The following is a 23147-nucleotide window of genomic DNA, read 5'->3' on the forward strand; positions in this document are numbered from 1 at the left end:
CCGTAACGAGCCCCCGGCCGGAACCGCCGGGCGGCTCACCGCTACACCGGGACCGGCAGCCACTCGAGGAATCGGAGCACCAGCGTCGGCTCGAACACCGGCTCGTGGAGCACGAGCCAGTCGAGCAAGACGAGTCCACCGCCGTGGGCGACGACGGAGGGGAGGATGGAGTCGGACTTGTAGTCGACGGCACCGAACAGGACGTCCGTCGGCCCCGACAGCACGAACTCGATCGGCGGTTTCGAGGCGTGGTGAAGCATGTAGATCACGGGGCTGATGAACACTGCGCCGATGCCGAGTTGCTTGACCCCGACGCAGAGCAAACCTCGATAGTAGGTCTCGGCGGCCAACGCGAGGACGAGGAGTTTGATCGCGTGGGGGACAAACGCCGCCGGCGTGGCCGAGGTCTCCCAGATGGGATAGAACGCACGGATGGTCGGTAGCGTCGAGCCGACGATGTAGAACGGCAGTACGAACGCGGCCAGCAGGACCGTATTTCGGAGCGCGAGCCGATCGATCCGCCAGCCGATTCGCTTGCCTTGCGAGAGCGCGAGCGCGAGCGGTCCCCCGATCAGAAGCACGCCGTCGACGACGGTTCGGTGAGTCAATTCACTGGGAACGACGCGCATCCACAGGACGGTGAGAACGGCACCGAACAGCAACGACTGCTGGACCCAGGTAAGTCTCAGGCGATCGGGAAGCCAGTGGTCGTCGCGCCGCCCCGACTCGGAGGCCACGGTGTCACTCGTCGGCGGTCGGGACGGGACCGGTCCCGACCACGTCCCGGACGTGGCCCTCGAACTCCTGCCGGCGCTGGAAGTACGTCTCGTCGACCGACTCGAGGACGGTCGACAGCTCCCGTGGGCCCTCGGGCGTTCGAATAACGGCGTCGCCCTCGAGACGACGGACTTCGCTCTTCTCTTTGGGCCAGGTCAGCCGCGAACTCACACGGGCAAGCGGCGCGCCCTCGACTGGCGTGTGCTCTCCGAGCGAGACTGCCGGCTCCGCGTCCTCGTCCTCGTCGCTCATAGCGGGTCGTTTGCGAGGGCGGCGATTCAAGCTTTCGTTTCAGCGGGTGCCACCGAAGCAGGTGTCGACCACGGCCGAACCTTTCCGACAGCCGAGGTGTGTCTGACGTATCGTTTTGTGATGGGACGCCGAACGGGCGGGTATGACAAGCCTGACGGAGGCCTACGATGGGACCGCACCGGGGGTGACGAGTCGCCGCCTGTATTCGGGGATGGCGCTCGTGGTCCTCGGTGCCCTCATGGCCGTCGTGGCCGTGCTCGTGGCGACGACCGACCTCCTCGGCGGGTACGCGATCGCACTCTCGGGGGATCTGTCCGCCCAGTTCGCGACCGTCCGCGCCGCGAGCATGCTGGCCGGCCTCAGCGTCCCGACCGTCCTCGTCGGCGTGTTCGTCGTGTTGCCGGCCGGCCGTCGCGTCCAGGCCACGGCCGCGATCAGCGCCAGTCTCTGCCTGCTCGGAGTCGTCCTCTTCTGGCACGCCTACCCCGAACACTGGCGCTACGGCAGCGAACAACTCACGCTCGAGGTCTCCGCGATCTACCTGCTCGGACTCCTGCCCGCGATCTGGTGTCTGTTCAGCGCCGTCGCCACGTTCAAACAGCGCAACGACCCGGGGGGGAACCTCGAGATGAACGTCACCCGCCACAACAAGACCGTCCTCGAAGTCGACGACTCGAGCGATGCGGACGGGCTGGGCGGCATCGGTTTCCTCGGCGGGACGCCGAACGGCGACGTCGAGACGCAGACTAACGGAACCGACGAGGGTGGCACGAACGATCCCGACGGCACGTCGCTTTCCTACGACGAGCGAGAGAGCGAGCGCCGGTCTACCCGACGGTCGGCCGCGTCCTCGGGGCGAACCCGCACCACTGACCCCGGCCGCCCCGCCGGCGCTGCGACCAGCGACGGCGGGTCCGCTGCGAGTGATATTACCTCGCCGCTCGAATCCGGCGACGGCCACGATGCGGAGATCGTCGAACCGTCGCCCGAGACGCCCGACGAGCCGACGGACCGCTACTGTGGAAACTGCACACACTTCGAGTACGTCCGCTCAGCCGAGGGGATGGTGCCCTACTGCGCGCGCCACGACAGGGCCATGGACGACATGGACGCCTGCGACGAGTGGTCGCCGAACCGGCGATAGACGCGCCGCCGTTTCGTCCCGTGTTCCGCCGACCGACCCGCGAGAGCAATGGGTGGCGATGACTGGTCGCCCGCGTCGGGGGCTAGATCCCGAGTCCACGTCGTCCCATCTCGAGGCCCCACTGGGGAATCTCGAAGACGATCAGCGCGACGATGAGGAGTTCGGCGACAGTCACGGCGACCATCATCAGATCGGCGCGCTCGCTGCTGACCGCGACGCCGATCGGGAGGCCGAACTCCTTCTTCCAGACGGGATAGAACAGCGCGATGCCGCGCTTGCTCCCCGCGACATCGAGGACGTAATGGGTCAACACGCCGATCCAGACGTACTGGAGGTTTTCGAACACCTCCGGAAAGGCGACAAAAGCGGCCAGAACCGGCAGGTTGTGGAGCGTCTTGCGGTGCTTGCCGAAGGCGGTGTCGACGTCCGGAAACAGTGCGCCGAGCGAAACCGGGACGCCGATCATGATGATCGTTCTGAACGTTTCCAGGTCGCCCGTCGGCTCGAGGAGATACCCGAGCCCGATACTCAAGAGGACGGCATTCAGTACGTGCCCTTTCTTGTTCATCTAGCCGCATCTGGGGAGTCGACGACGGAATAGTTTTCTCTCGAGAGAATCAGTCGCTCGGACTCGTTTCGACCGGCCTCACCGCGAGTCGATTTCGGCGAGCAAGTCCGTGAGCGCCTGATCGACCGTCTGTGCCCGCACAGCCGCCCGATCACCGTCGAAGACGTAGCGGGAGACGGTCGCATAGGACTCCGCGCTGCCCCACGGGCCACCGTAGGAGACCCCGATGTAGACGGTGCCGACCGGATTCGCCGCCGTGCCGCCGGTGGGGCCGGCGATTCCGGTCGTCGAGACGCCCCAGGTGACGTCCGTGACGTCCCTGATCCCCTGTGCCATCTGGCGGGCGACGGGCTCGGAGACCGCCCCGTGCTCGTCGAGTGCCTCGCGACTGACGCCGAGATGGCGGCGCTTGGCATCGTAGGCGTAGGTCGTCAGGCCCGAATCGAAGTAGTCGCTCGCACCCGGGACGGCGGTGATCGCCGCGCCGATCAGACCACCGGTGCAGGATTCGGCGACGGCCAGGGTCTCCTCGGCGTCGCACAGCGCGTCGGCAACCTCCCGCGGCAGGTCGCGGTCGATGGCGTCGTTCATGCCCGATCCCATGGGCGGCGGCGTTGTGAAAGCGGGGGTTGCCGTCCGAACGCAACCCCGCTCCGAGCGAGTCGGCCACCTTCGAGAGACACCGACCCATTCCGCCCGCCCAGGAAACGGAAAGAAAGACGGGACGTGACCGCCCACTGTCCGACATGAACTACGAGACGCCGCTGTTCTTCCACGTGATGAAGTACGCGGACGCGGCGACCCACGATGTCATCGACATGGTCAGCGGAAACCCCGACTGGGAGCCCCCCGAGGCACTCCGCGAGGGCCTCCACGAGTACGCCGACTTCGAACCCGACCGGTTCCAGTACCCGCCAAGCGAGGGCCTGCTCGAGTTGCGCGAGGAAATCGCCGCACGGCGCGGCGTCGATGCCGACCAGATCGTCGTCACGAACGGGACCGGCGAGGCGAACTACCTCGCGATGGCGCGGGCGCTCGAGCGCGAGCGCGGCGACGAGATCCTGCTGACCGATCCCGTCTATCCCTACTACCCGGGCAAGACGACGATGCTCGGGGGCACCCAGCGGTACGTCGCGACCGACGACGAGGGCCGACTCGATCCCGCGGACGTCCGTGCGGCCGCGAGCGAAGCAACGGCCGCGATCGTCGTGAACACGCCGAACAATCCGACCGGGGCGGTCTACCCCGCCGAGACGATGCGGGCCCTCGTCGGCGTCGCCGAGGAGTACGACGCGATCCTCATCAGCGACGAGGTGTACGACCACTACGACCTTTCGGGGCGGTTCGCGAGCGCGCTCGAGACCGACTCCGCCAACCGGATCGTCACCAACGGCTTCTCGAAGTCGATGGCGGTCACCGGCGCTCGCGTGGGCTACGCGATTTTCCCGCCGGCGCTCGTCGCCGACGCCAAGAGCCGCCACATGCTGGTCAACGTCGCCACCACGCGCCCCGGTCAGTACGCGGTCCTGAACGCCCTTCGGGAGACGGGACCCGACTATTACGAGCGCAATCGAGACCTGCTCCGCGAGCGCGTCGACACCTTCACCGACGCGCTCGATGCGGCGGGCGCGGAGTACACCAGACCGAGCGGGTCGTTCTACGTGATGGCCCGCTTCGACGGCTATCCGGGCACGCTCGCAAACGTCGAGCGACTGATCGACGAGGCCGGCGTCGCGGGGATGCCCGGCGAAGCCTTCGGCGACTCCCGAACCGAGTGGCTGCGGTTCGCGCTCGTGACGCCGCGCGTCGCGGAGGCGGCCGAGCGGTTGGCCGCGTATTTCGACTGACGCCCTCCGTCCGTTCGGCGGCGACGACAGTCCGGCCGAAATACCGACACGTCGAGCGGCCGACCACCCGCGTAATGCTTCTCGAGGCCGTCGTCGCGGTACGCTATCCGTGGTGCCGCGCCGACGTGACACCGAAGAATTACCGTCGCGGGCGGGACGCCCGGCCGCCGGAGACCGACGAATACTCGTGTCGGGACCGGGAACAGCGGCGTATGAGCGGCATCGACGTCGAACCGGTCGACGAGGAGGAGGCGACGAGCGAGCGCGACGACGGCGACCACACCATCGAGGTGACGCCGACCGACGCCGTCGACGACGGGGACCCGGCCGAGCGCGAGACCATCGACGTCGAGCCGTCCGACGAGCCGATGGACGGTCCCGACTACGTCCTCTACGGCGGGAAAGGCGGCGTCGGGAAGACGACGATGGCGGCCGCGACGGCGCTGGACAGCGCCCGCCGGGGGACAGCGACGCTGGTCGTCTCGACCGACCCGGCCCACTCGCTGTCCGACACCTTCGAGACCGACATCCCAGCGGAGCCCGACCGAATCCGGGACGACGTGCCGCTCTACGCGGCCGAGATCGATCCCGAAACCGCACTCGAGGAGGGGGACACGCCCTTCAGCGGGGCGGGTGGGGGAGCGGACGAGTCGGACCCCTTCGCGGGCAGTGAGGCGGGCGGCTCCCCGTTCCCCGGCGAGGGGGGCGAGGGCGGACCACTCGGCGGCCTCGGTGACATACTCGGCGGCGACTCGCCGATGGACGCCCTCTTGGGGGGCGCGATGCCCGGTGCCGACGAGGCCGCCGCCATGCAACTCCTGCTCGAGTACATGGACGACGCACGCTTCGAGCGGGTCGTCATCGACACGGCCCCGACCGGGCACACGCTCCGCCTGCTCCAACTCCCCGAGATCATGGACACGATGATGGGCCGTCTGATGAAACTCCGCCAGCGACTCGGCGGAATGCTCGAGGGCGTCAAAGGGATGTTCGGCGGCGACGCGCCCGACGACGGCGACGATCTCGAGGATCTGGAGGTGCTTCGCGAGCGCATCGAACGTCTGCGGGCGGCCCTGCGCGACCCCGCGCGGACGGACTTCCGGATCGTCATGGTCCCTGAGGAGATGAGCGTCTTCGAATCCAAGCGCCTGCGGGCGCAACTCGAGGAGTTCGGGATTCCCGTCGGCACCGTCGTCGTCAATCGGGTGATGGAGCCGCTGTCGAACGTGACCGACGATATCGACGGCGAGTTCCTGCAACCGAACCTCGACGACTGTGCGTTCTGCCAGCGCCGCTGGGACGTCCAGCAGGGCGCGTTAGCCGAGGCACAGGACCTCTTCCGTGGCACTGACGTTCGCCGCGTTCCCCTGTTCGCCGAGGAGGTCCGCGGCGAGGGCATGCTCGAGGTCGTGGCGGCCTGTCTGCGGTAGTCGTCAGCCCCCGCCGAATCGGTACCCGGCTGGCCGCCTGCTCACCGACGACGGATGTGAGCGAGTGAAACGAGTGAACGGAGGGAGGTGTACTTTTGATCGAAATTTCGTTAGTCGTCCGCAGGGAGCTGCTGGCCGCCGACCTCGGGTCGGCTCACGTCACGGTCGGTCTCCTCGCCGTCGATGTCGTAGGGATACTCGCCGGTGACACAGCCCAGACAGAGATCGATGCGTTCCTTGCCGAGCACGTCGGCGACGGCGTCGGTCGAGAGGTAGGCGAGACTGTCGGCGGCGATCTCGTCGCGGATCTCGGCGGTCGATTTGTCCGCGGCGATCAACTCGTCGCGGGTGGCCATGTCGATGCCCATGTAGCAGGGCGCGACGATCGCAGGAGCACCGATGCGGACGTGGACCTCCTCGGCTCCGCAGTCCTTCAGGAGTTGGACGAGCTGGGTCGACGTGGTGCCGCGGACGATCGAATCGTCGATGACGGTGACGGTCTTGCCTTCGATCGTCGATTTGATCGGGTTGAGTTTGAGCCGGACCGCGCGTTCGCGCTCGTCTTGCGTCGGCATGATAAACGTCCGGCCGACGTAGCGGTTCTTCATCAGCCCCTCGGCGAACTCGACGCCGTCGTCGTCCGCATCCCGCGGCTCGCCGTCGGCGGTCGTCTCGCTTGCGGCGTCGGCGTATCCCGAGGCGAAGGCACGCCCCGAGTCGGGGACCGGCATCACGACGTCGGTCTCGACGCCGCTTTCGTCCCAGAGTTCGCGTCCCAGGTTGCGCCGCGCCTCGTAAACGAGCGTCTCATCGATGACGCTGTCGGGTCGCGCGAAGTAGACGTGTTCGAAGAAACAGTGGGCGGTGTGCTCGTTGTCGACGAGCTGGTAGGAGTCGAAGCCCTCGCCGTCTTCCTGCAGGACGACCAGTTCGCCCGGTCGAACGTCGCGGACCAGGTCCCCGTCCAGGGTGTCGATCGCCGCCGACTCCGAGGCGAGCATGTATCCGTCCTCGAGTTCGCCGATACACAGCGGCCGGTTCCCCTGTGGATCGCGCACGCCGAGAACGGTGTCGTCGTGGGTGATCGTCAGCGAGTACGAGCCGTGAATGCGCCCCATCGTGTGCTTGACGGCTCGCACGAGGTCCTCCTCCAGGAGGTTCCGGGCGAGGTCGTGGGCGATGACCTCCGTGTCGCCGTCGCTGGTAAAGGCGTGGCCCGCGGCGGCGAGTTCGTCGCGGATCTCATCGGCGTTGACGAGGTTCCCGTTGTGCGAGAGCCCGAGCGACCCGCTCTTAAACGAGACGGAGAACGGCTGTGCACAGGAGGAGTCGACCGAGCCGGCCGTCGGATACCGCACGTGGCCGATCCCCGCTGCGCCGGAGAGCGCGTCGAGGTCGTCCTCCCCGAAGGCATCCCCCACGAGCCCCATTTCGACGTGGCTGTGCTGTTGAAACCCGTCGTGCGTGACGATCCCGGCCGACTCCTGGCCGCGATGCTGGAGTGCATAGAGCGCGTAGTACAACGGACGTGCCGCGTCTCGACCGTCGAGTGAGACGCCGACGACGCCGCACTTTTCGGTCATTCCTGTTCGCCGGGGAGTTTCGCCCCGCCCATCAGTCATGGGAGTCAGTAGGGCACCGAGCCGATAAAAACCCCCGTGTTTGTGCTTGTTCGGCTCTCCGAAGACCAGTCTAGTATCCACACCCGTGTATATGTGGTGTGTGGACACGCGATGACAGTGGAAAACCGGCCGCTGCGTCTCGCTTCCGCTGTCGGAGAACACCGGTCCGGCGGGCGGTGTGCGGAGACCACGGCGGCCAATGACACAGTGTTCAAGACACTCGCCACGAGTCCACCACGTATGCGACTCGAGGAGTACTGGGGCGTCGGCCCGAAGACGCGGGAGACACTGGTCGACGAGTTGGGCAACGAGGCGGCGATCCGAGCGATCGAGAGCGGCGACGTGCGGGCGCTGTCCGACGCCGGACTCGCCCGCGGCCGAGCGACGCGGATCCTCCGTCGCGCGACCGGCGGTTCGGGGATGGACGTGCTGGCGACCAGTGACTCCCGGGCGGCGTACAAGGACCTGCTGGAGCTGGCGGTCGACCACGCCGTCACCCAGCGTGCAGCCGACCGAATCCGAGTGCTAACGCCGCTGCACAGCCGCGAGGCGATGGAGGAGCGTCTCGACGACGTGCTCGCGGCGCGAGACGCCTGGGCCGCGCTCCCCGAGGCCGATCGGGCCGCCGTGCTCGAGGCCTACGAGCGCTACGATGAGCGCGACGGCAGCGAACACGCCGCCGTCGAAGCCGCCCTCGAGCTGCTCGCGGCCGGCGTCGATTCCGGCCCGTTCGCCGCGATCGCGGATCTCGAGCGCGAGCGGCTCGCGACGGCTGCGGAGGCGCTGGGGGCACTCGAGGGCGGCCGCGTCCGGAACGGTGCCGATCAGGACCTCGATCGCCTCCGGGACGCGCTCGGGGCCGTCGAAGATCTGGACGCGAACGCGCTCGCGTTGATCGAGGACCTGCGCGCCGATGGCGTCCACGACGCCGAGGGGTTCCGCCAGTCCTTCGAGGACCGCCTGTTGACCGAGACGGACGTGACGATCGACCGGGTGCGGGACGCGATGCCCACCGACGCGACGGACGCGACCGACTTCGTCGGCGACACGCTGCGGACGCTTCGGCGTGACCTCACCGCAGCGGTCGACGAGCGCGAGCGGACCGTCGCGAGCGATCTCGAGGACGCACTGGCCGATGCACGCGACGCGGTCGACCGGGCCGTCGAGGCGGTCGACGACATCGCCTTACAGCTCTCGTTGGCGCGGTTCGCGCTCGAGTACGGCTGCACTCGCCCCGTGTTCGTCGAGGGGGACGACGCCGCGGTCTCCGTCGTCAACGCGCGCAACCTGACCCTCGCAGCCCGCGACGACGAGTCGGTCCAGCCGGTCACTTATGCCCTCGGACAGCACGATATCCCGAGCGTCCCGGACGGCGTCAACGCGGTTCCCGGCGAGGAACGCGTCGCCGTCCTGACGGGGGCCAACAGTGGCGGGAAGACGACCGTCCTCGAGACGCTGTGTCAGGTCGTCTTGCTCGCGATGATGGGGCTTCCGGTTCCCGCCGACCGGGCCGAGGTGACGCCCGTCGACTCGCTGGTCTTTCACCGCCGGCACGCGAGTTTCAACGCCGGCGTCCTCGAATCGACGCTGCGCTCGATCGTCCCGCCGCTCTCGACAGGGGGGCGCACCCTGATGCTGGTCGACGAGTTCGAGGCGATCACGGAACCCGGCAGCGCGGCGGACCTGCTCCACGGACTCGTTACGCTCTCGGTCGACCGCGAGGCGTTGGGTGTGTTCGTCACCCACCTCGCGGACGACTTAGAGCCCCTGCCGCCCGAAGCCCGGGTCGACGGTATCTTCGCCGAGGGGCTCGATCCCGACCTCGAGTTGCGCGTCGATTATCAGCCCCGGTTCGACACCGTGGGCCGGTCGACGCCGGAGTTCATCGTCTCGCGGTTGGTTGCCAACGCCGGCAGCCGGACCGAGCGGGCCGGGTTCGAGACGCTGGCCGAAGCGGTCGGCAACGAGGCCGTCCAGCGGACGCTCGCGGACGCCCGCTGGACGACCGGTGAGTGAGGCGGGAATGGTCCCCGCTCGAGATTACTCCTCGAAGTCGAGTTCCTCGTCCGTCGATTCATCGCGTTCCCGACGCGCGTCCGCGAACCAGTGGTCCGGTGTGGGCGTATACGTCGTCTCGCCGCCGGGCGACTCACCGTACGTATATGGGATTCCGTCCCGCTTCTCGCAGACGCGGGCCTCGAGGTACGCCTGTGCCGTCCGTCGCGAGAGCGCTCCCATCTCGATGACGTCGCCGAGAGCCGTCTTGGTCGCGCGAAACCAGACCCTGATCGTCCCCTCGTCAGCGGGCCGCGTCGGGACGAGCGCTCCGCGGCCGCCGTCACGACCGTCACCCCACTCGAGCCAACAGACGCGATACGCCTCGACGCCGTAGTCGTCGGCCGGGGCGACGAGAAAGAACGCCTCGTGTACGCAGGGCTCGAGGTGGTCCCGGAGGATTCGCTCGAGCGTGATCGAGTCCGCCAGCAGGGGTCCCTTGACCGCGCCGTCCGCGAGGGGAGTCGTCGCCGTGATCTCGTCCGCGAGCGACAGCGTCTCACCGCCCCAGTGACTGTATCGCAGGTCGTAGAGGCGATCCGGCCGCCGGTAGGCGACGAGGGCTCTATGTCCCATCGGTCACCCGGTCGAAGCGGTGCGAATCGGGCCACTCGAGGTGCGAGCGGGAATGCGGTTCGGTGCTCACGATGGGTCTGGCCGCGTGCCCCTACTTGAACCTGCGGACGGGTACGGTGACCGACGACGACCGCGCTGCTCGGCGTGCAACCGGGAAAGCGGCCGTCCGCGGTCGGACTCCGTCGATCCGTCGAAGACCGTCAACACTGACTGACGATCAGTTCGTGGGGCGTCGGCTCGCCGACCGGGCCGTCCGCATCGACCGACTGATCGACGCGATAGATCGTCACCGACTCGACGCCGTCGGGAGCCCGCTCACAGAAGTATGATCCCGCGGCCTCACGCGCGGGTTCGCCCGCACCCTGTCCCTTCCGCCCGTACCGCTCCCAGAGCGTCGACGAATACCGCTCCGCGACGTCGGGCGGGCCGTCGAACGTCGCCGGTCCGTCGCGAAGGAGATCGGTCGATTCCCCGGCCCCGTCGGTCGCTTCGACGACGTACCAGCTGTACGTATCGGGCGGGTGCGGCGCGAAAAAGGCCCAACTCGAGCGCTCGAGCACGCTGTCGCCGCCCGCACTCGAGCTGTCGACCAGGCCCGCCGCCGTGACCTGCCAGCTCGCCGCGGCGAGGAACAGACAGACGAGAAGCGCCGTCGCGGCGAGTCGCGTGCCGCGTCGGACGCGCGGCGAGAGCACGGCCGGGGAACTCGATCCCGCTTCGGTTCGCTCGCCGCGTGGCCGACATGCAGCGAGTCGGCGTGCGAGTCCGCTCGCCGACCCGAGGTGCTCGAGCCGGTCCCAGACCGGCGGCGGGAGAAAGACCAGCAGGACGGAGACCATGATCAGCGGAAACAGTCCCAGACGCATCGTCGCTGCCATGCTGAGATGCGCACCGACGTAGGCGGCGACGGTCGCGGTTCGGAGCCGGCCGGTCGCGAGCACGAGCAGGACCGATGCCGAGAGAACGGCGATCCAGAGCCAGTTGATCGCGGTCAAGAGGGCGGGATAGTCCGCGATCGTCGGACCCAGATAGCCGGTAAAGCTCTCGAGTCGGAAGATCCGCTGGACCGCGATCCCGGAGAGCCATTCGTCGCTCCGGAACTTGAGAACCGCGTTGATCGCGTAGATGACGACGACGTGCAAGAGCAAGAGCGCGGTCGCCGTCGAAACCACGCGCGACTCGTCTCGAGAGTCGCATACGGCCCGCTCCTCGCGACGGCGAGGACGGATCGCCCATCGAGCGTCGAGGGGGAGCAGCGCCGCGAAAAGCAGCAACGAGATGAGTATCGTATCGCCGCCGTTGACCAGGTACGGATTACGGGCGTGCAGCGACGCGAGGAGAAGCGCCGACCCGACGGCTGCGAGTCGATGTCGGTAGCCGAGCAGCACACACACCGCGAGAGCGCCGGTGACCGCGAGCAAAAGGGCTTGGACCCACACCGAGCCCGACAGGGCGTACAGCGACCAGCGTGCGAGCGTCGGTGACAGTTCTTCGAGGGCGGACCGCGGGAGGATTCCTGCGTCCGTATAGAACGTAACCAGTCCCGGAGCGCGGAGGACGAGCAGATCGAGCACGACGACCAGCCCCAGGCTGATCCGGAACGCGGCCAGCGCCCGCGGATCGATCCCGAGACGCGATCGGACGAACGCCCGAACAGCAGCGCGCGTCGTCGCCGCGTCGCCGGTCGCAGTCGCGGGCGCGGATTCGGGCGGGGTTCCTGTCATGCGGACTACCGAGTCGACCCCGATTTGGGAACCGGTATATAAGTACTTTCCCCAGACAGTCGCCGACAGCGGACAGTGGCTCACCCCGACCGCTCGGACACCCACGGAGGAGCGGCCGATGACGGATACGACGCCGGAACCCCTGCACGTCGGACCGAGGGGTGTGGGATCGCATGCAGGGTCCGATAGGCCTCCATTGACACGGGCGGCGTCTCGAGCGAACCGGCGGCCGAGCTCGGGTCGGTCGCGCGACGGCTCGAAGGAGTCCGCTCGCCGACGGCCGAGCGCGGGCGCAGTCACGGGGTCGCGCTCGCACGTCGCTCGGCACGGGTCGCGATCGCCTCGTTCATCGCGACGAACGCTCGTTCGACGCGGGCCGTGTCGAAGACCAGCGGGACGAACGCGCCGCGAACGGTTTCGCGTTGGAGCAGTCGCGTACGCCGGCCATCGGCGATCGGCTCGAGGTGAAACTCGTGGTAGCGGTCGAACGCGAACGGGACCACGAGTCGGTCGAGCCAGGCGAGTCGGCGGGTTGGTTCGACGGTGACGGCCATCGGACCGTCGAGGAACCGGCCGAGGTCGGCCGACGCGTCCCCGGGCCGTTGCATCGAGGGATCGACTGCGACTCCCTCGATCGTCCGGCTGATCGGGTCCCACTCGGGATACGTGTCGAAGGCGAGAAGCGCCTCCCAGACGACCGCGGGCGGGGCGTCGATCTCGACGAAGACCTCGACCTGGTTCATGCACCCAGCTACCACGCTCAGCGGGATGGCTGTACCGGTCGAAGCGCCACCGGCGACGACGGACACGGGACGGCACTGCTCGACGATCGGCTTGCACCCCGTCAGCCGGTTCCGGGCTGCGGGTCGTAGACGAGACGCGACCGTCTCCTCCTCGAAGGGACCTCTCGGCCTAGGCGCTGTCGTTGAACCGCCGGTTCGTCGAGAGCGGCGCGTCGCCCGGCTCACCCCGGACGAAGTGGCCGGCCGGATTGATCTCGCCGTCGCGCTCCATCGAGAGGAGTTCGACGAACCACGCCTCGTGTTCGATCTCCTCTTGCAGGATGCGCTGGGCCATGTCGTAGGTGCGCGGATCGACGCCGTGGGTCATGTCACAGATCTCCGACCACGTCCGAATGGCACAGCGTTCGGCCTCGAGTAGTACTTCGAGAATGCCCGCGGCGCTGAGCGAATCGGTGTCGAAGCCCCCGTCACCGGCCATCGGGACCGGGACCTCGGCGTCGGGGCAGGACGCCCGATCGGCGAACTCGCGAATATCGTTGGGGAGCGCACCGCCGAGTTCGTACACTCGCGGTGCGACTAACTCGAAGTGCGCCCGGTCCTCGAGGCGGGCGTCCTCGGTGATCTCCTTGTAATCCTCGTGGCCGGCGAGGTGCATGCGCAGGTTCGTGTAGTAGTAGTACGTCGTGAATTCGGCACCGATCGCGTCGATCAGTTTCTCGCGCAGTTCCTCGGGCTCGAGTCCCCGTTCGCGAAGGACAGCCATGCCGACGCGCTCGCTCGTGTCCCCTGTATCGACGGTGCCCGTCGCGTGTGGTTTATCGTCTGACATCCATCGGATCACTCCCAGCACTCGCTACATGTATCTTTGCTTGCACTTGCAGCCCGCGAGCCGCGGGATTTCGGCCGGCGTGTGCCGACGACGTGACCGCAATATCCTTACTCGTCAGCCCCTGAAAGACGTGTATGAACGGTTCGGATCACGGCCTCTCGCGTCGCGCGTTCGTCCGCAGTGCCGTCGCCATCGGTGGTGCGAGCGCACTTTCTGCCTGTCTCCAGCGCGAAGAACCCGAAGACGTCCCCCAGGCCACTCTCGCCCCGGACGAACTTCCCGACCGCCAGCACGCCTGGAACGAGTTCCTCGCGACGGACGACCACGGGAACGTCGTCCCACCCGAACACCACCTTCTGCTCGGCCTCGAGTACGTCGGCGACGGCCCGGCCGCGGTCGAACGCGAGCGCGAGCGACTCGAGGGCGCGCTTCGAACCCTCGAACGAGCCTACAAGCGCGGGAACGAGGGGCTAGCGTTTACGATCGGCTACGGTCCGAACTACTTCGACCGGTTCGATACCGCCCTTCCCGATGGCGTCGATCTGCCTGCACCCGAAGCGCTCGCGCCGATCGAGGACCCGAAACTCGACGAGTACGACGCGCTCGTCCATCTGGCCAGCGACTACGGCCACGTCACGCTCAGCGCCGAGGAGGCCCTGAAAGGCGACCTCGACGAACTGAACGGCCTCGAAGTCGAGGGCTCGCTCGCGGGCGTCTTCGACATCGCCGAGCGCCGGACGGGATTCATCGGCCGCGGCCTCCCGGCGGACAACCAGGCCGGCGTCAGCGGCATTCCCGACAGCGAACCCGTTCCGGAGGACGCACCGCTTTTCATGGGGTTCAAGTCGGGATTCAGGAAGACCCAGGCCAGCGAGGACCGCGTGACGATCGACGAGGGCCCGTTCGCCGGCGGCACGACGATTCACCTCTCGAAGATCCAGTTGCACCTCCATCAGTGGTACGAACAGGACAGCCGCGACCAGCGCGTCGCCAAGATGTTCTCCCCGACCCACGCCGAGGACGGGCTCGTCGAGGGTGCCGGCCACAATCTCGGCGACTCGAGCCGGGTCGCCGAGGTCGGCGGGAGCGCGGCCGACGACGCGCGAACCGAAGGAACGGTCGGTCACGCGCAAAAGACGGCCCGCGCCCGCGAAGACGGGTCACCGATCATCCTCCGACGGGATTTCGACTCGACCGACGATGACCGGGCGGCCCTCCACTTCCTCTCCCTGCAGCGCTCGATCGCGGACTTCGTGACGACGCGGCGGGCGATGACCGGCAGCGACCTCACGGAGGGGGCGGTCAACTCGCGGACGAACAACGGTATCCTCCAGTATATCAGCGTCCGCAACCGGGCGAACTACCTCGTGCCGCCGCGGGATCGGCGCGCCTTGCCCGCGCCGAATCCGGCGTAGCGGATCGGGTCGATTCCGCGAACGAACCGCCCGACCACGAGGTGCGCGGCCGGGTCGCCGAAACCTATCTTAGGCGTCCGGGCTGTGGGTCCGCGTCCCGGCGGCCGCGAGGTCGTCGAACAGCGCCGCGGCGTCGTCGGACAGCGGATAGGCGTCGTGATAGGGATCGATCTCGCGATCGGTTCCCGAGACGAACTGGACGGCGTCCGCGACCCGTTCGTAGCTCTCGTCGACGATGTCCCGGACGAGCACGGGCAGTCCGGCCCGCTCGCACAGTTCGGTGGCGGCGGCCCGCCCCGCCCAGACCGTTTCGGCCTCGATATCGACGAAAAAGAGCGCGAAGGGAGTGTCGCCGAACTGGGCCGCGAGGAACGCCTGTGCGGCCGGGTCGTCCCACGGAACGACGCCGACGGACTCGAGGCGTCGCATCGCGGTCGACGCCGCCGAGCAGAAGGGACAGTCGCCGTCGTAGAGCAGGAGCCCCGTAAACTGTGGGTCGGGCATACCGTTCGGTACGCCACGAGGGCGGAAAACGTTCGGTGGGGCAGGTGCCGGGACCGGTTCGGTCGACCCGCGTTCGTCCCTACTCGAGTTTCGACCGCCCCGGGGGCTTGTCGTGGTCGGCACGATGCCGGAGCAGTGCCTCGGACCGTTCGACCTCAATGACGCAGTCGGATCGGGGGCGAGCGACGCAGGTGAGGACGAAGTTCGCCGCCTCGTCCGACGGGTAGTATCGCTTGGCCTGACTGTGATCGACCTCGCCGGAGCGGAGTTTCGCACCGCAGGTGATACACCATCCTTGCTGGCAATCCGCCGACAGCCAGAGGTCCGCGGCGCGGGCCGCCGTGAGGATCGACTGGTCCTCGCGGACCGCGACAGTTCGGGACTCGCCCGCGGCGTCGAGAGCCGCGTCCTCGGGGACGCGAAGTTCGACCTCCCAAGTCGTGGGGGCAGTCACAGGCCCAGGTACGATCGGGTTTGAAAAAGGTCTGCGGCCGGACGACCCAAGCCGCGGGTCGACTGAATCGACCGCCGGAATCGGCGCGAAGCCGGAAGGCGCTGGCCCGACCTATTTCGGCGTGGTGACCGACCGTCCCGTATGACTGCCATCGCGATCACCGGCGCGGCGGGCAAGGTCGGCCGGCAAGCCATCGACGCGTTTCCCGACGACCACGACCTCACGCTCCTTTCCCACCACGAGACTGCGGACCTCGAGACGGAACTTCTTGAGATCACCGAGCGCGAGGCGTTCGTCGACGCGCTCGAGGGCCAGGACGTGTTGCTCCACCTCGCGGCGAACCCGTCGCCGCGAGCCGAGTGGGACGAGGTGCGAGGGCCGAACGTCGACGGCGTCTACAACGCGTTCGAGGCGGCGATCGAGCACGACCTCCAGCGGGTAGTCTTCGCGAGTTCGAACCATGCGGTCAACATGCGAAACGCCGTCTCGGGAATCCGGCCGGAGTCGACGGTGGGCCGTCCGGCCATCGTCCGACCCGACGATCCGGCGGATCCCGACACGTACTACGGCGTCACTAAGGCCTTCGGCGAGGCCATGGGATCGTACTACGCGAAGCGCCACGGCCTCGAGGTGGTGAACCTGCGGATCGGCTGGCTGCTCACACGGGACGACCTCCGGCGGGAGTGTCGCGAACGGGACGGCGCGGGCGAGCGCTACGCCCGCGCGATGTGGTTGAGTCCCGACGACTGCCGACGGCTGCTCAACGCGGCCGTGACGGCGACCCTTGGCGGGTCGCCCCTGACCGCACACGGGATCTCCGCCAACTCCGACCGGTTCCTCTCGCTGTCCGAGACGATGCGCGACCTCGGCTACCGGCCACGAGACGACGCCGAGGCGGTTCTGAACGACGGATGAACCGACCCGGAAGCGGACGAGGCGGCCGCGACTCCACCTCGTCCGCGGTCCGCCCGCGACGACAGTATATCAACACAACAGAACGAATATAGTATCGCGGCCGCATACGGGATGCATGGCCCGCGAATCACCATCGGACGACGCGATCACCGCCGCGGCGGATGTCGTCGACGTCCTTCGCCAATTCGGCCTCTCCGACGAGGCGATCGTCGGCGGCGCGATCGAGGCCCCCGATTCGATACGCGACGCGACGAAAGCGGTCGCCGTCGACGGGGCCGTCGTACGGGGGCTCGGTACCGGTGGCGACCCCGAACGCGCGAAAACCGGGACGGTACAGGCCGTCCTGAGCGAGAGCGGCCGCGGCGTGATCGTGGACAACACCTACCACCACAAACGCACCCTCGAGGTCCCGCTCGACAGAGCGCTGGCCGAGTTCGGGTACGGGTTCGAGTTTCGGAGCGTCGGGAGCGACGAGTGGATCGAACCCGCGCATCCCGATCATCCCCGGGCGTTCCGGCTGGTCGTGGTCGACGATGCGAACGACCCCGTCGCGACGGCCGCGTTTCGATACCCGCCGACCGACGGCGCGCATCCGAGTCGGCTGTGCCGAGCCCTCGGGACGGCACTGAACGACACCGTTCTCGCCGCGGTCGATATCCGCATGCTCCTCCTCGACGAAGGGAGCGGGTCGTTCAAGTGGGTCGTCGTCGATCGGGAGACGCTCGAGACGCTGGCGTCGGCGTACGGGCCGACGCTCGCGGTGTTCGGGGAGCCACTCGTGCGGCGCGGGCCGGAGTACAAATACGGCGTCCGGGAGATCGACCGGTCCGCCGCGGTCGATCACCAGTCCGAATTCGGGGTCCCGGAACCCGAGGAGACGTTCGCGATCGAAACGGCGTACGACCTGTAGGGAGCGTCGCGTCGTCACTCGACCGACTCACCGCCGAAATGACAGGTCGTCAGACCGCCGGCAGCGGTACCGCGGCCGCTCGAGGGGATCGAAAGACGGAATACCGACACGTTCGTAGCCGATCACATGTCAGTCAAGGTGTCCGAGTCGACGGGCTACGGGCCGAACACCCAGATGTCACTGTTCGGCTATATCATGGCCGCAGTGCTCGTGGTCGTTCTCATTCCGTTGATCCCCGTTCTCGTTCCCGTCTGGATTCTCTGGAAAGTGTTCGTCTCGGAGGAACAGTTCGAGCACAGCTTCGAAACCTGGCGTCGCGAGTCCGGACGCACCGGCTCCAGCCGTCACGACTCCGCCGAACCGGAGGTCGAAGACAACTCCGACCCCGCGGACGACGATGCTGCAGACGCCGAGGGCGACCGAACGGCCGCGGAGTCCTAACCCGGTAGGTTCCCGCTCGAGTGTCCCGTCGGGCTAGTCGTCGGTATTCGCCGCCGCGACGAGGTCGGACGGCGGCCCGCCCGGACGGTCGTCGCGGTCGTGGGGAGCCTCGAAGTCCAGGTCGGGGCCGCGAGCGACGATCCGATGTGGGTTCACGTCGGGATGGGTCGTGTAGTAGTGTTCTTTGATGTGGACCATGTTCACCGTCTCGGCGACGCCGGGAGTCTGATACAGATCCCGTAGATACGGCCAGAGGTTATCGTACTCACGAACGTACTGGACGTTACACATGAAGTGTGTATGGTAGACGCTATCGAAGCGCACGAGCGTCGTGAACATCGCGATATCCGCTTCGGTTAGCCGATCGCCGGCGAGATAGCGCCGGTCCGCGAGCACCTCGTCCCAGTGGTCGAGCGCCGAAAAGAGGTCGGCGATCGCCTCGTCGTAGGGCCCCTGCTCCGTGGCGAATCCGGCCCGATAGACGCCGTTGTTGATCGGCTCGTAGATCTCGTCGATGATCCGGTCGACCTCGTCGCGGTATCCCTCGGGATAGAAATCGACGTCTCGGGACGCGATGTCGTCGAACTCAGTGTCGAGCATCCGCATGATCTCTGCGGACTCGTTGTTGACGATGGTCTCCGTCTTCTTGTCCCAGAGGACCGGCACCGTTACGCGACAGGTCGCGTCCGGGTCCGCTCGCACGTACAACTCGCGGAGGAACTCGGCGTCGTGGCGGTGATCGCGCGTACAGCCCTCCTTGTCGGGCGTGAACTGCCAGCCGTCCGCATCGCGGTACGGATCGACGATCGAGACGGAGATCGCGTCCTCGAGTCCTTTCAGCGCCCGCGTCACGAGCGTCCGGTGTGCCCACGGACAGGCATAGGAAGCGTAGAGGTGGTATCGTCCTGCCTCCGGTTGGTATCGGGCGTCGGGGTCGTCTCGGATTTCGTCCCGGAACGTCGTTTCCTGACGTTCGAACGAGCCGCCGTCGTCGGTCGACTCGTAGGTATCGGTCCGCCATTCGCCGTCGACGAGCATGTTCATACACGAACGGGCGGGACGGACGACTAAAGGCTCTCGCTAACACTCGTGTCACCTGGATCTCACGGCGACTCGCGGTCGTCCAACTGAACCGATCGGTCCTATCGACGGCCGACCAGGCCGTTCGGAGCAGAAGCGTTTAACAGACTCCCGTGAGCACTCGAGGTATGGCAGACGACGGGGATCGACACCGCCAGAGCCGCCTGTTCACGGACGACGACGGCGCGTTCGACGCCGACCGTGCACGGGAGGAATCCCTGCCGGTCGAAGACGGCGAGGTGATCGATACCGACGACCTGGCCGACAACCAGCGCTACGTCGAGGGTCGGGGAATCTACGACGAGCGCAATCGAGTGAACGATCTCACGGGCAAGGAGTGGAAATACGCCACGAAGTCCGTGATCACGGAGGGGTACCCACCCGCCGTCCAGCACGAGCGGCGCAGCGAACACGGCGGCCAGAAACCGCCGCGGCTCTGTGCGGACCTGATCGGCCGGTTCAGCAAGGCCGGCGACACGGTTCTCGACCCCTTCGCGGGCGTCGGCGGCACCCTGCTCGGTGCGAGTGTCTGCGAACACGAGGGGACCGGCCTGCGGGACGCAATCGGATTCGAACGGACCGAACGCTGGGTCGATCTCTACCGGGAGGTTCTCGCGGCGGAAAACGACGAGCGTCGCGCTCGCGGCGATCCGCCCCTCGCCGAACAAGACATGCGCCACGGGGACTGTGTCGAATTACTCGACGATGTCCCCGACGACTCCGTAGACCTCCTGCTGACCGACGTTCCGTACTGGCACATGGACGAACTCGAACAGACGCGCAACGAGCGCGAAACGCGCGAGAGCAAGTTGGGATCGTTCGACGGTGCCGAGGCTGATGACGCGACCGCCGACACCGATGCGGACGATGGAGGCGGCAGCGAGCAATCGAAAGCCGAGTGGCTCGCCGACATGGCCGACAAGTTCGACCGGTTCGCGGACGCCGTCACGCCGGACGGTCACGTCGTCGTCTTCATCGGCGACATGTACCGCGAACAGTCCTACGAGTTCCTCTCGGCGGACCTCGCGCGGGCGATCGAGTCGTCCGCCCCGCTCACGCTCGCGGCGAACCTGATCTGGTACGATCCGACGAAGGACCTCCACGTCTACGGCTACCCCTTCTCGTTCGTCCCCTCGATGGTTCACCAGAATGTCCTCGTCTTCCGTCTCGAGGATGGGAGCGACGCCGGGAACTGAAGTGCGGCCGAGTCGTTTCTGCCGGCCGCCGGGCGGCGAGTCACGCCCGAGGGATGGCTCGGATGTCCACGGCAGGCGGGGCGAACCTGACTGAGTCTGACTCCCGTCTGTCGGTCGTCTGACGCGGTTTTATTGGGCCCCAGCGTGACGAAAGGAATAGGCGCGCGACGGTCTCCCCACCCCTCCCCCATCCAGCCGTCTGCGCGCCTACTCCCGTTCCTCTCCCCCCTTTTGATAGCGGCAGGTGAGCGGTAGCCGCCCGATCGAACCCGAACCGAGCGCAGTGGCCTGCTCGGCTCGATCAGGCGTTCGCGGGCAACAGGGTCGACCGAACGTCGTCCGTGCGATCGCTTTCGATGATGAGTGCGACCTCATCGCCGATCTCGAGTTCGGTCCCCGGGAGCGGAATCGTCAGCGACTCGCGGGCGCGACCGTGGGCGTAGATCCGCGCGGACTCGGGCAAGTCGAGTTCGCTCATTCGCTTGCCGACCGCCGGCGATCCCTCGCGAATCTCGAGGACCGTCAACTGGAGGTTCGCGGCGAGGTCGGCCACGACGTTGAAGTCACCGCCGAGCAGGGCCGTCTTCGCGCCGGCAGCCCCGAGCCGTTCGGGATAGATGATCTCGTCGACTTCCTCGGCATACTTCTCGTAAATGTCCTCGCGGTAGTCCTCGTCGATCCGCAGCACGGTCCGACAGCCGTGGTGCGTGCCGACCATACAGGCCGCGAAGTTGACGTTGAGATCGGGCGTGAACGTGCCGATCGCGTCGGCGTTCCCGATACCGGCGTCGACGAGGACGGTCTCGTCGGCACCGTCGCCCCGGACCGTCTCGAGTCCGTCGCCACTGGCGCGCTCGAGGCGGTCCATGTCGTTGTCGACGATGACGACCTCGTGGCCCTCTTCGGCGAGGATCGTTGCCGTCCGCGAGCCGACTCGGCCGTATCCCACGATGACAAACCTCATGCTACCGTGGTACGCGGTCCGGGGTGAAATACGTTGGTCCGGCCGCCACTCGTTGTACGCCGGACGATCGGAGCGCGAGCGGACCCGAGTTCGGTTCGCGCCCCCTCATCTATACACGATTGTGGCCATACATGGCCCCGATGCGGACAAGAACGCTTAACTAATCGGTGTGGTTATGCTCGGACATCCAATATGGGGGCACTCGCAGCGTTCTTCGGTTTCGACGAACACGATACCGATCTCGAGACGGAATCGATCGCGGGGGTGACGACGTTCCTGGCGATGTCGTACATCATCGTCGTCAATCCGGCAATTCTCGGCGAGGCGATCACACTGGAGGGCTACAGTTCGGGCGAAGTCACACAGATGATCACCGTCGCGACGATCCTCTCCTCCGCGGTCGCCATCTTCGTGATGGCGTTCTGGGCGAACAGGCCGTTCGGCCTCGCGCCCGGGATGGGGCTGAACGCCTTTTTCGCGTACACAGTCGTCCTCGGGCTCGGCGTCCCGTGGCAGGTCGCGCTCGCGGCCGTCTTCGTTGAGGGAGTCGTCTTCATCTTCCTGACCGCCATCGGCGCGCGACGGTACATCATCGAACTGTTCCCCGAACCGGTCAAGTTCGCCGTGGGGGCCGGTATCGGCGTCTATCTGCTCTTTTTGGGTCTCCAGGAGATGCAGATCGTCGTCGACGACCCGGCGACGCTCGTCAGTCTGGGGAACGTCGCGACGAGCGCCGTCGCCGCGCTCTCGGTCGCGGGGCTCGCGCTGATGCTCGTCCTCCACGCACGGGGGATCCGCGGGTCGATCGTCATCGGGATCGTCGCGACGGCCGTCGCCGGGTGGGCGTTGACGGCTGCCGACGTCGTCGCCCCGGGAACACTCACGCCGCCCGGTAGCTACGAACAGGTCACCGAGGAGGGGCTCCTGAGTATGATCGCGAGCGTACAGTACGACTTCAGGCCCCTGATCGCCGGCTTCATCGACGGCCTCGGGATGATTACCGAGGACCCGCTCGTCTTCGTCCTGGTCGTCTTTACGTTCTTCTTCGTCGACTTCTTCGACACGGCCGGGACCCTCATCGGCGTCTCGCAGATCGGCGGCTTCCTCGACGAGGAAGGCGATCTTCCCGAGATCGAAAAGCCGCTGATGGCGGACGCGATCGGCACCACAGTCGGGGCGATGATCGGTACCTCGACCGTGACCACGTTCATCGAATCCTCGACCGGCGTCGAAGAGGGTGGGCGGACCGGGTTCACTGCCCTCGTCGTCGGTCTCCTCTTTGTGCTGTCCCTGCTCGTCGTGCCGCTAATCAGCGCCATCCCGCAGTACGCCTCCTATCTCGCGCTGGTCGTCGTCGGTATCATCATGCTTCAGGGCGTCACTGACATCGACTGGCAGCATCCCGCCTGGGCGATCGCCGGCGGACTAACGATCACGGTCATGCCGATGACCGCGTCGATCTCGAACGGTCTCGCGGCCGGCATCATGAGTTATCCGCTCGTCAAAGGTGCCATGGGCGAAGCCGACGACGTCTCGACCGGCCAGTGGGCGCTTGCGCTCTCGTTCATCCTCTACTTCGTCATCTACTTCGCCGTCGACGCCGGCATGGTCTCGTTCTGACGGCTGCCGTCGAGTGCCGGTTTCGGCGACGCCGCCGGCCCACCCGCCCAGTCTCCGCGATCCCGGCAACGACCCGGTCGA

At 67.1% G+C, this 23147-nt stretch carries 23 protein-coding genes; 10 read left to right on the top strand and 13 right to left on the bottom strand.

Features of this window, described 5'->3' with window-relative positions; genetic code table 11:
- Positions 1 to 41: 41 nt before the first annotated feature.
- Entirely contained in the window at positions 42 to 737 is a 696-nt protein-coding gene (locus tag C486_RS03530) for a CPBP family glutamic-type intramembrane protease (RefSeq protein ID WP_008453115.1), read from the bottom strand.
- A gap of 4 nt (positions 738 to 741) precedes the next feature.
- A complete protein-coding gene (locus C486_RS03535) occupies positions 742 to 1029 on the bottom strand; it encodes a DUF5789 family protein (protein ID WP_008453117.1) in 288 nt (95 codons plus the stop codon).
- A 142-nt stretch (positions 1030 to 1171) separates the two neighbouring features.
- Here C486_RS03535 and C486_RS03540 point away from each other — a divergent pair, with 142 nt between their 5' ends.
- Positions 1172 to 2173, top strand: coding sequence for a DUF7139 domain-containing protein (locus tag C486_RS03540; protein WP_008453119.1), 1002 nt, complete (start codon positions 1172 to 1174; stop codon positions 2171 to 2173).
- A gap of 82 nt (positions 2174 to 2255) precedes the next feature.
- Here C486_RS03540 and C486_RS03545 read toward each other — a convergent pair whose 3' ends face one another.
- Positions 2256 to 2741, bottom strand: a complete 486-nt coding sequence (locus tag C486_RS03545) for a metal-dependent hydrolase (protein ID WP_008453121.1) — start codon at positions 2739 to 2741, stop codon at positions 2256 to 2258.
- A 78-nt stretch (positions 2742 to 2819) separates the two neighbouring features.
- On the bottom strand, positions 2820 to 3332 hold the full coding sequence (locus tag C486_RS03550; protein ID WP_008453123.1) for a CinA family protein: 513 nt from the start codon (positions 3330 to 3332) through the stop codon (positions 2820 to 2822).
- Between the two features lie 155 nt (positions 3333 to 3487).
- Between C486_RS03550 and C486_RS03555 the strand changes: the two genes are divergently transcribed.
- Complete coding sequence (locus tag C486_RS03555; RefSeq protein ID WP_008453125.1) at positions 3488 to 4588, top strand: pyridoxal phosphate-dependent aminotransferase; 1101 nt, start codon at positions 3488 to 3490, stop codon at positions 4586 to 4588.
- A gap of 212 nt (positions 4589 to 4800) precedes the next feature.
- Positions 4801 to 6018 carry an ArsA family ATPase gene (locus C486_RS03560; RefSeq protein ID WP_049910108.1) on the top strand — a complete coding sequence of 406 codons (1218 nt, stop codon included), beginning with the start codon at positions 4801 to 4803 and terminating at the stop codon, positions 6016 to 6018.
- 110 nt (positions 6019 to 6128) lie between these two features.
- Here C486_RS03560 and purF read toward each other — a convergent pair whose 3' ends face one another.
- Complete coding sequence (gene purF, locus C486_RS03565) at positions 6129 to 7601, bottom strand: amidophosphoribosyltransferase (protein WP_008453128.1); 1473 nt, start codon at positions 7599 to 7601, stop codon at positions 6129 to 6131.
- A 279-nt stretch (positions 7602 to 7880) separates the two neighbouring features.
- On the opposite strand from purF, the gene C486_RS03570 reads away from it, so the two are divergent.
- The gene (locus C486_RS03570) at positions 7881 to 9656 is read left to right on the top strand and encodes a MutS-related protein (RefSeq protein ID WP_008453130.1); all 1776 of its coding nucleotides are present in this window, start codon (positions 7881 to 7883) and stop codon (positions 9654 to 9656) included.
- A gap of 24 nt (positions 9657 to 9680) precedes the next feature.
- On the opposite strand, the gene C486_RS03575 is transcribed toward C486_RS03570, so the two are convergent.
- From C486_RS03575 to dps, 4 genes are all read right to left on the bottom strand, one after another.
- The gene (locus tag C486_RS03575; RefSeq protein ID WP_008453132.1) at positions 9681 to 10271 is read right to left on the bottom strand and encodes a DUF6735 family protein; all 591 of its coding nucleotides are present in this window, start codon (positions 10269 to 10271) and stop codon (positions 9681 to 9683) included.
- Between the two features lie 200 nt (positions 10272 to 10471).
- On the bottom strand, positions 10472 to 11995 hold the full coding sequence (locus C486_RS03580) for an HTTM domain-containing protein (RefSeq protein ID WP_008453134.1): 1524 nt from the start codon (positions 11993 to 11995) through the stop codon (positions 10472 to 10474).
- A 296-nt stretch (positions 11996 to 12291) separates the two neighbouring features.
- Positions 12292 to 12738 (bottom strand): SRPBCC domain-containing protein, encoded by a 447-nt coding sequence (locus C486_RS03585; RefSeq protein WP_008453136.1) that lies wholly within the window; start codon positions 12736 to 12738, stop codon positions 12292 to 12294.
- Between the two features lie 169 nt (positions 12739 to 12907).
- A complete protein-coding gene (gene dps, locus C486_RS03590; protein WP_008453139.1) occupies positions 12908 to 13567 on the bottom strand; it encodes a DNA protection during starvation protein in 660 nt (219 codons plus the stop codon).
- A 134-nt stretch (positions 13568 to 13701) separates the two neighbouring features.
- Between dps and C486_RS03595 the strand changes: the two genes are divergently transcribed.
- A complete protein-coding gene (locus tag C486_RS03595; protein ID WP_008453140.1) occupies positions 13702 to 14982 on the top strand; it encodes a DUF7405 family protein in 1281 nt (426 codons plus the stop codon).
- Positions 14983 to 15051: 69 nt separating this feature from the next.
- On the opposite strand, the gene C486_RS03600 is transcribed toward C486_RS03595, so the two are convergent.
- Together C486_RS03600 and C486_RS03605 are read right to left on the bottom strand one after the other, a co-directional pair.
- Positions 15052 to 15486 (bottom strand): DCC1-like thiol-disulfide oxidoreductase family protein, encoded by a 435-nt coding sequence (locus C486_RS03600; protein ID WP_008453142.1) that lies wholly within the window; start codon positions 15484 to 15486, stop codon positions 15052 to 15054.
- Between the two features lie 79 nt (positions 15487 to 15565).
- Positions 15566 to 15940 (bottom strand): 2Fe-2S iron-sulfur cluster-binding protein, encoded by a 375-nt coding sequence (locus C486_RS03605; RefSeq protein ID WP_008453143.1) that lies wholly within the window; start codon positions 15938 to 15940, stop codon positions 15566 to 15568.
- 141 nt (positions 15941 to 16081) lie between these two features.
- On the opposite strand from C486_RS03605, the gene C486_RS03610 reads away from it, so the two are divergent.
- The 3 genes from C486_RS03610 to C486_RS03620 all read left to right on the top strand — a co-directional run bounded on the left by C486_RS03610 (position 16082) and on the right by C486_RS03620 (position 18206).
- Positions 16082 to 16855, top strand: a complete 774-nt coding sequence (locus C486_RS03610) for an NAD-dependent epimerase/dehydratase family protein (protein WP_008453147.1) — start codon at positions 16082 to 16084, stop codon at positions 16853 to 16855.
- A 115-nt stretch (positions 16856 to 16970) separates the two neighbouring features.
- Positions 16971 to 17765 (top strand): hypothetical protein, encoded by a 795-nt coding sequence (locus tag C486_RS03615; RefSeq protein ID WP_008453149.1) that lies wholly within the window; start codon positions 16971 to 16973, stop codon positions 17763 to 17765.
- A 126-nt stretch (positions 17766 to 17891) separates the two neighbouring features.
- Complete coding sequence (locus C486_RS03620; RefSeq protein WP_008453151.1) at positions 17892 to 18206, top strand: DUF7535 family protein; 315 nt, start codon at positions 17892 to 17894, stop codon at positions 18204 to 18206.
- A gap of 33 nt (positions 18207 to 18239) precedes the next feature.
- Here C486_RS03620 and C486_RS03625 read toward each other — a convergent pair whose 3' ends face one another.
- Positions 18240 to 19250 carry a glutathione S-transferase family protein gene (locus C486_RS03625; RefSeq protein WP_008453153.1) on the bottom strand — a complete coding sequence of 337 codons (1011 nt, stop codon included), beginning with the start codon at positions 19248 to 19250 and terminating at the stop codon, positions 18240 to 18242.
- 164 nt (positions 19251 to 19414) lie between these two features.
- Between C486_RS03625 and C486_RS03630 the strand changes: the two genes are divergently transcribed.
- Positions 19415 to 20482, top strand: a complete 1068-nt coding sequence (locus C486_RS03630) for a DNA methyltransferase (protein ID WP_008453155.1) — start codon at positions 19415 to 19417, stop codon at positions 20480 to 20482.
- A gap of 301 nt (positions 20483 to 20783) precedes the next feature.
- On the opposite strand, the gene C486_RS03635 is transcribed toward C486_RS03630, so the two are convergent.
- Positions 20784 to 21446, bottom strand: a complete 663-nt coding sequence (locus tag C486_RS03635; RefSeq protein ID WP_008453157.1) for a potassium channel family protein — start codon at positions 21444 to 21446, stop codon at positions 20784 to 20786.
- Positions 21447 to 21638: 192 nt separating this feature from the next.
- Here C486_RS03635 and C486_RS03640 point away from each other — a divergent pair, with 192 nt between their 5' ends.
- On the top strand, positions 21639 to 23066 hold the full coding sequence (locus C486_RS03640; protein WP_008453160.1) for an NCS2 family permease: 1428 nt from the start codon (positions 21639 to 21641) through the stop codon (positions 23064 to 23066).
- Positions 23067 to 23147 lie beyond the last annotated feature (81 nt).

The organism is Natrinema gari JCM 14663 (assembly GCF_000337175.1).
Lineage (GTDB): Archaea > Halobacteriota > Halobacteria > Halobacteriales > Natrialbaceae > Natrinema > Natrinema gari.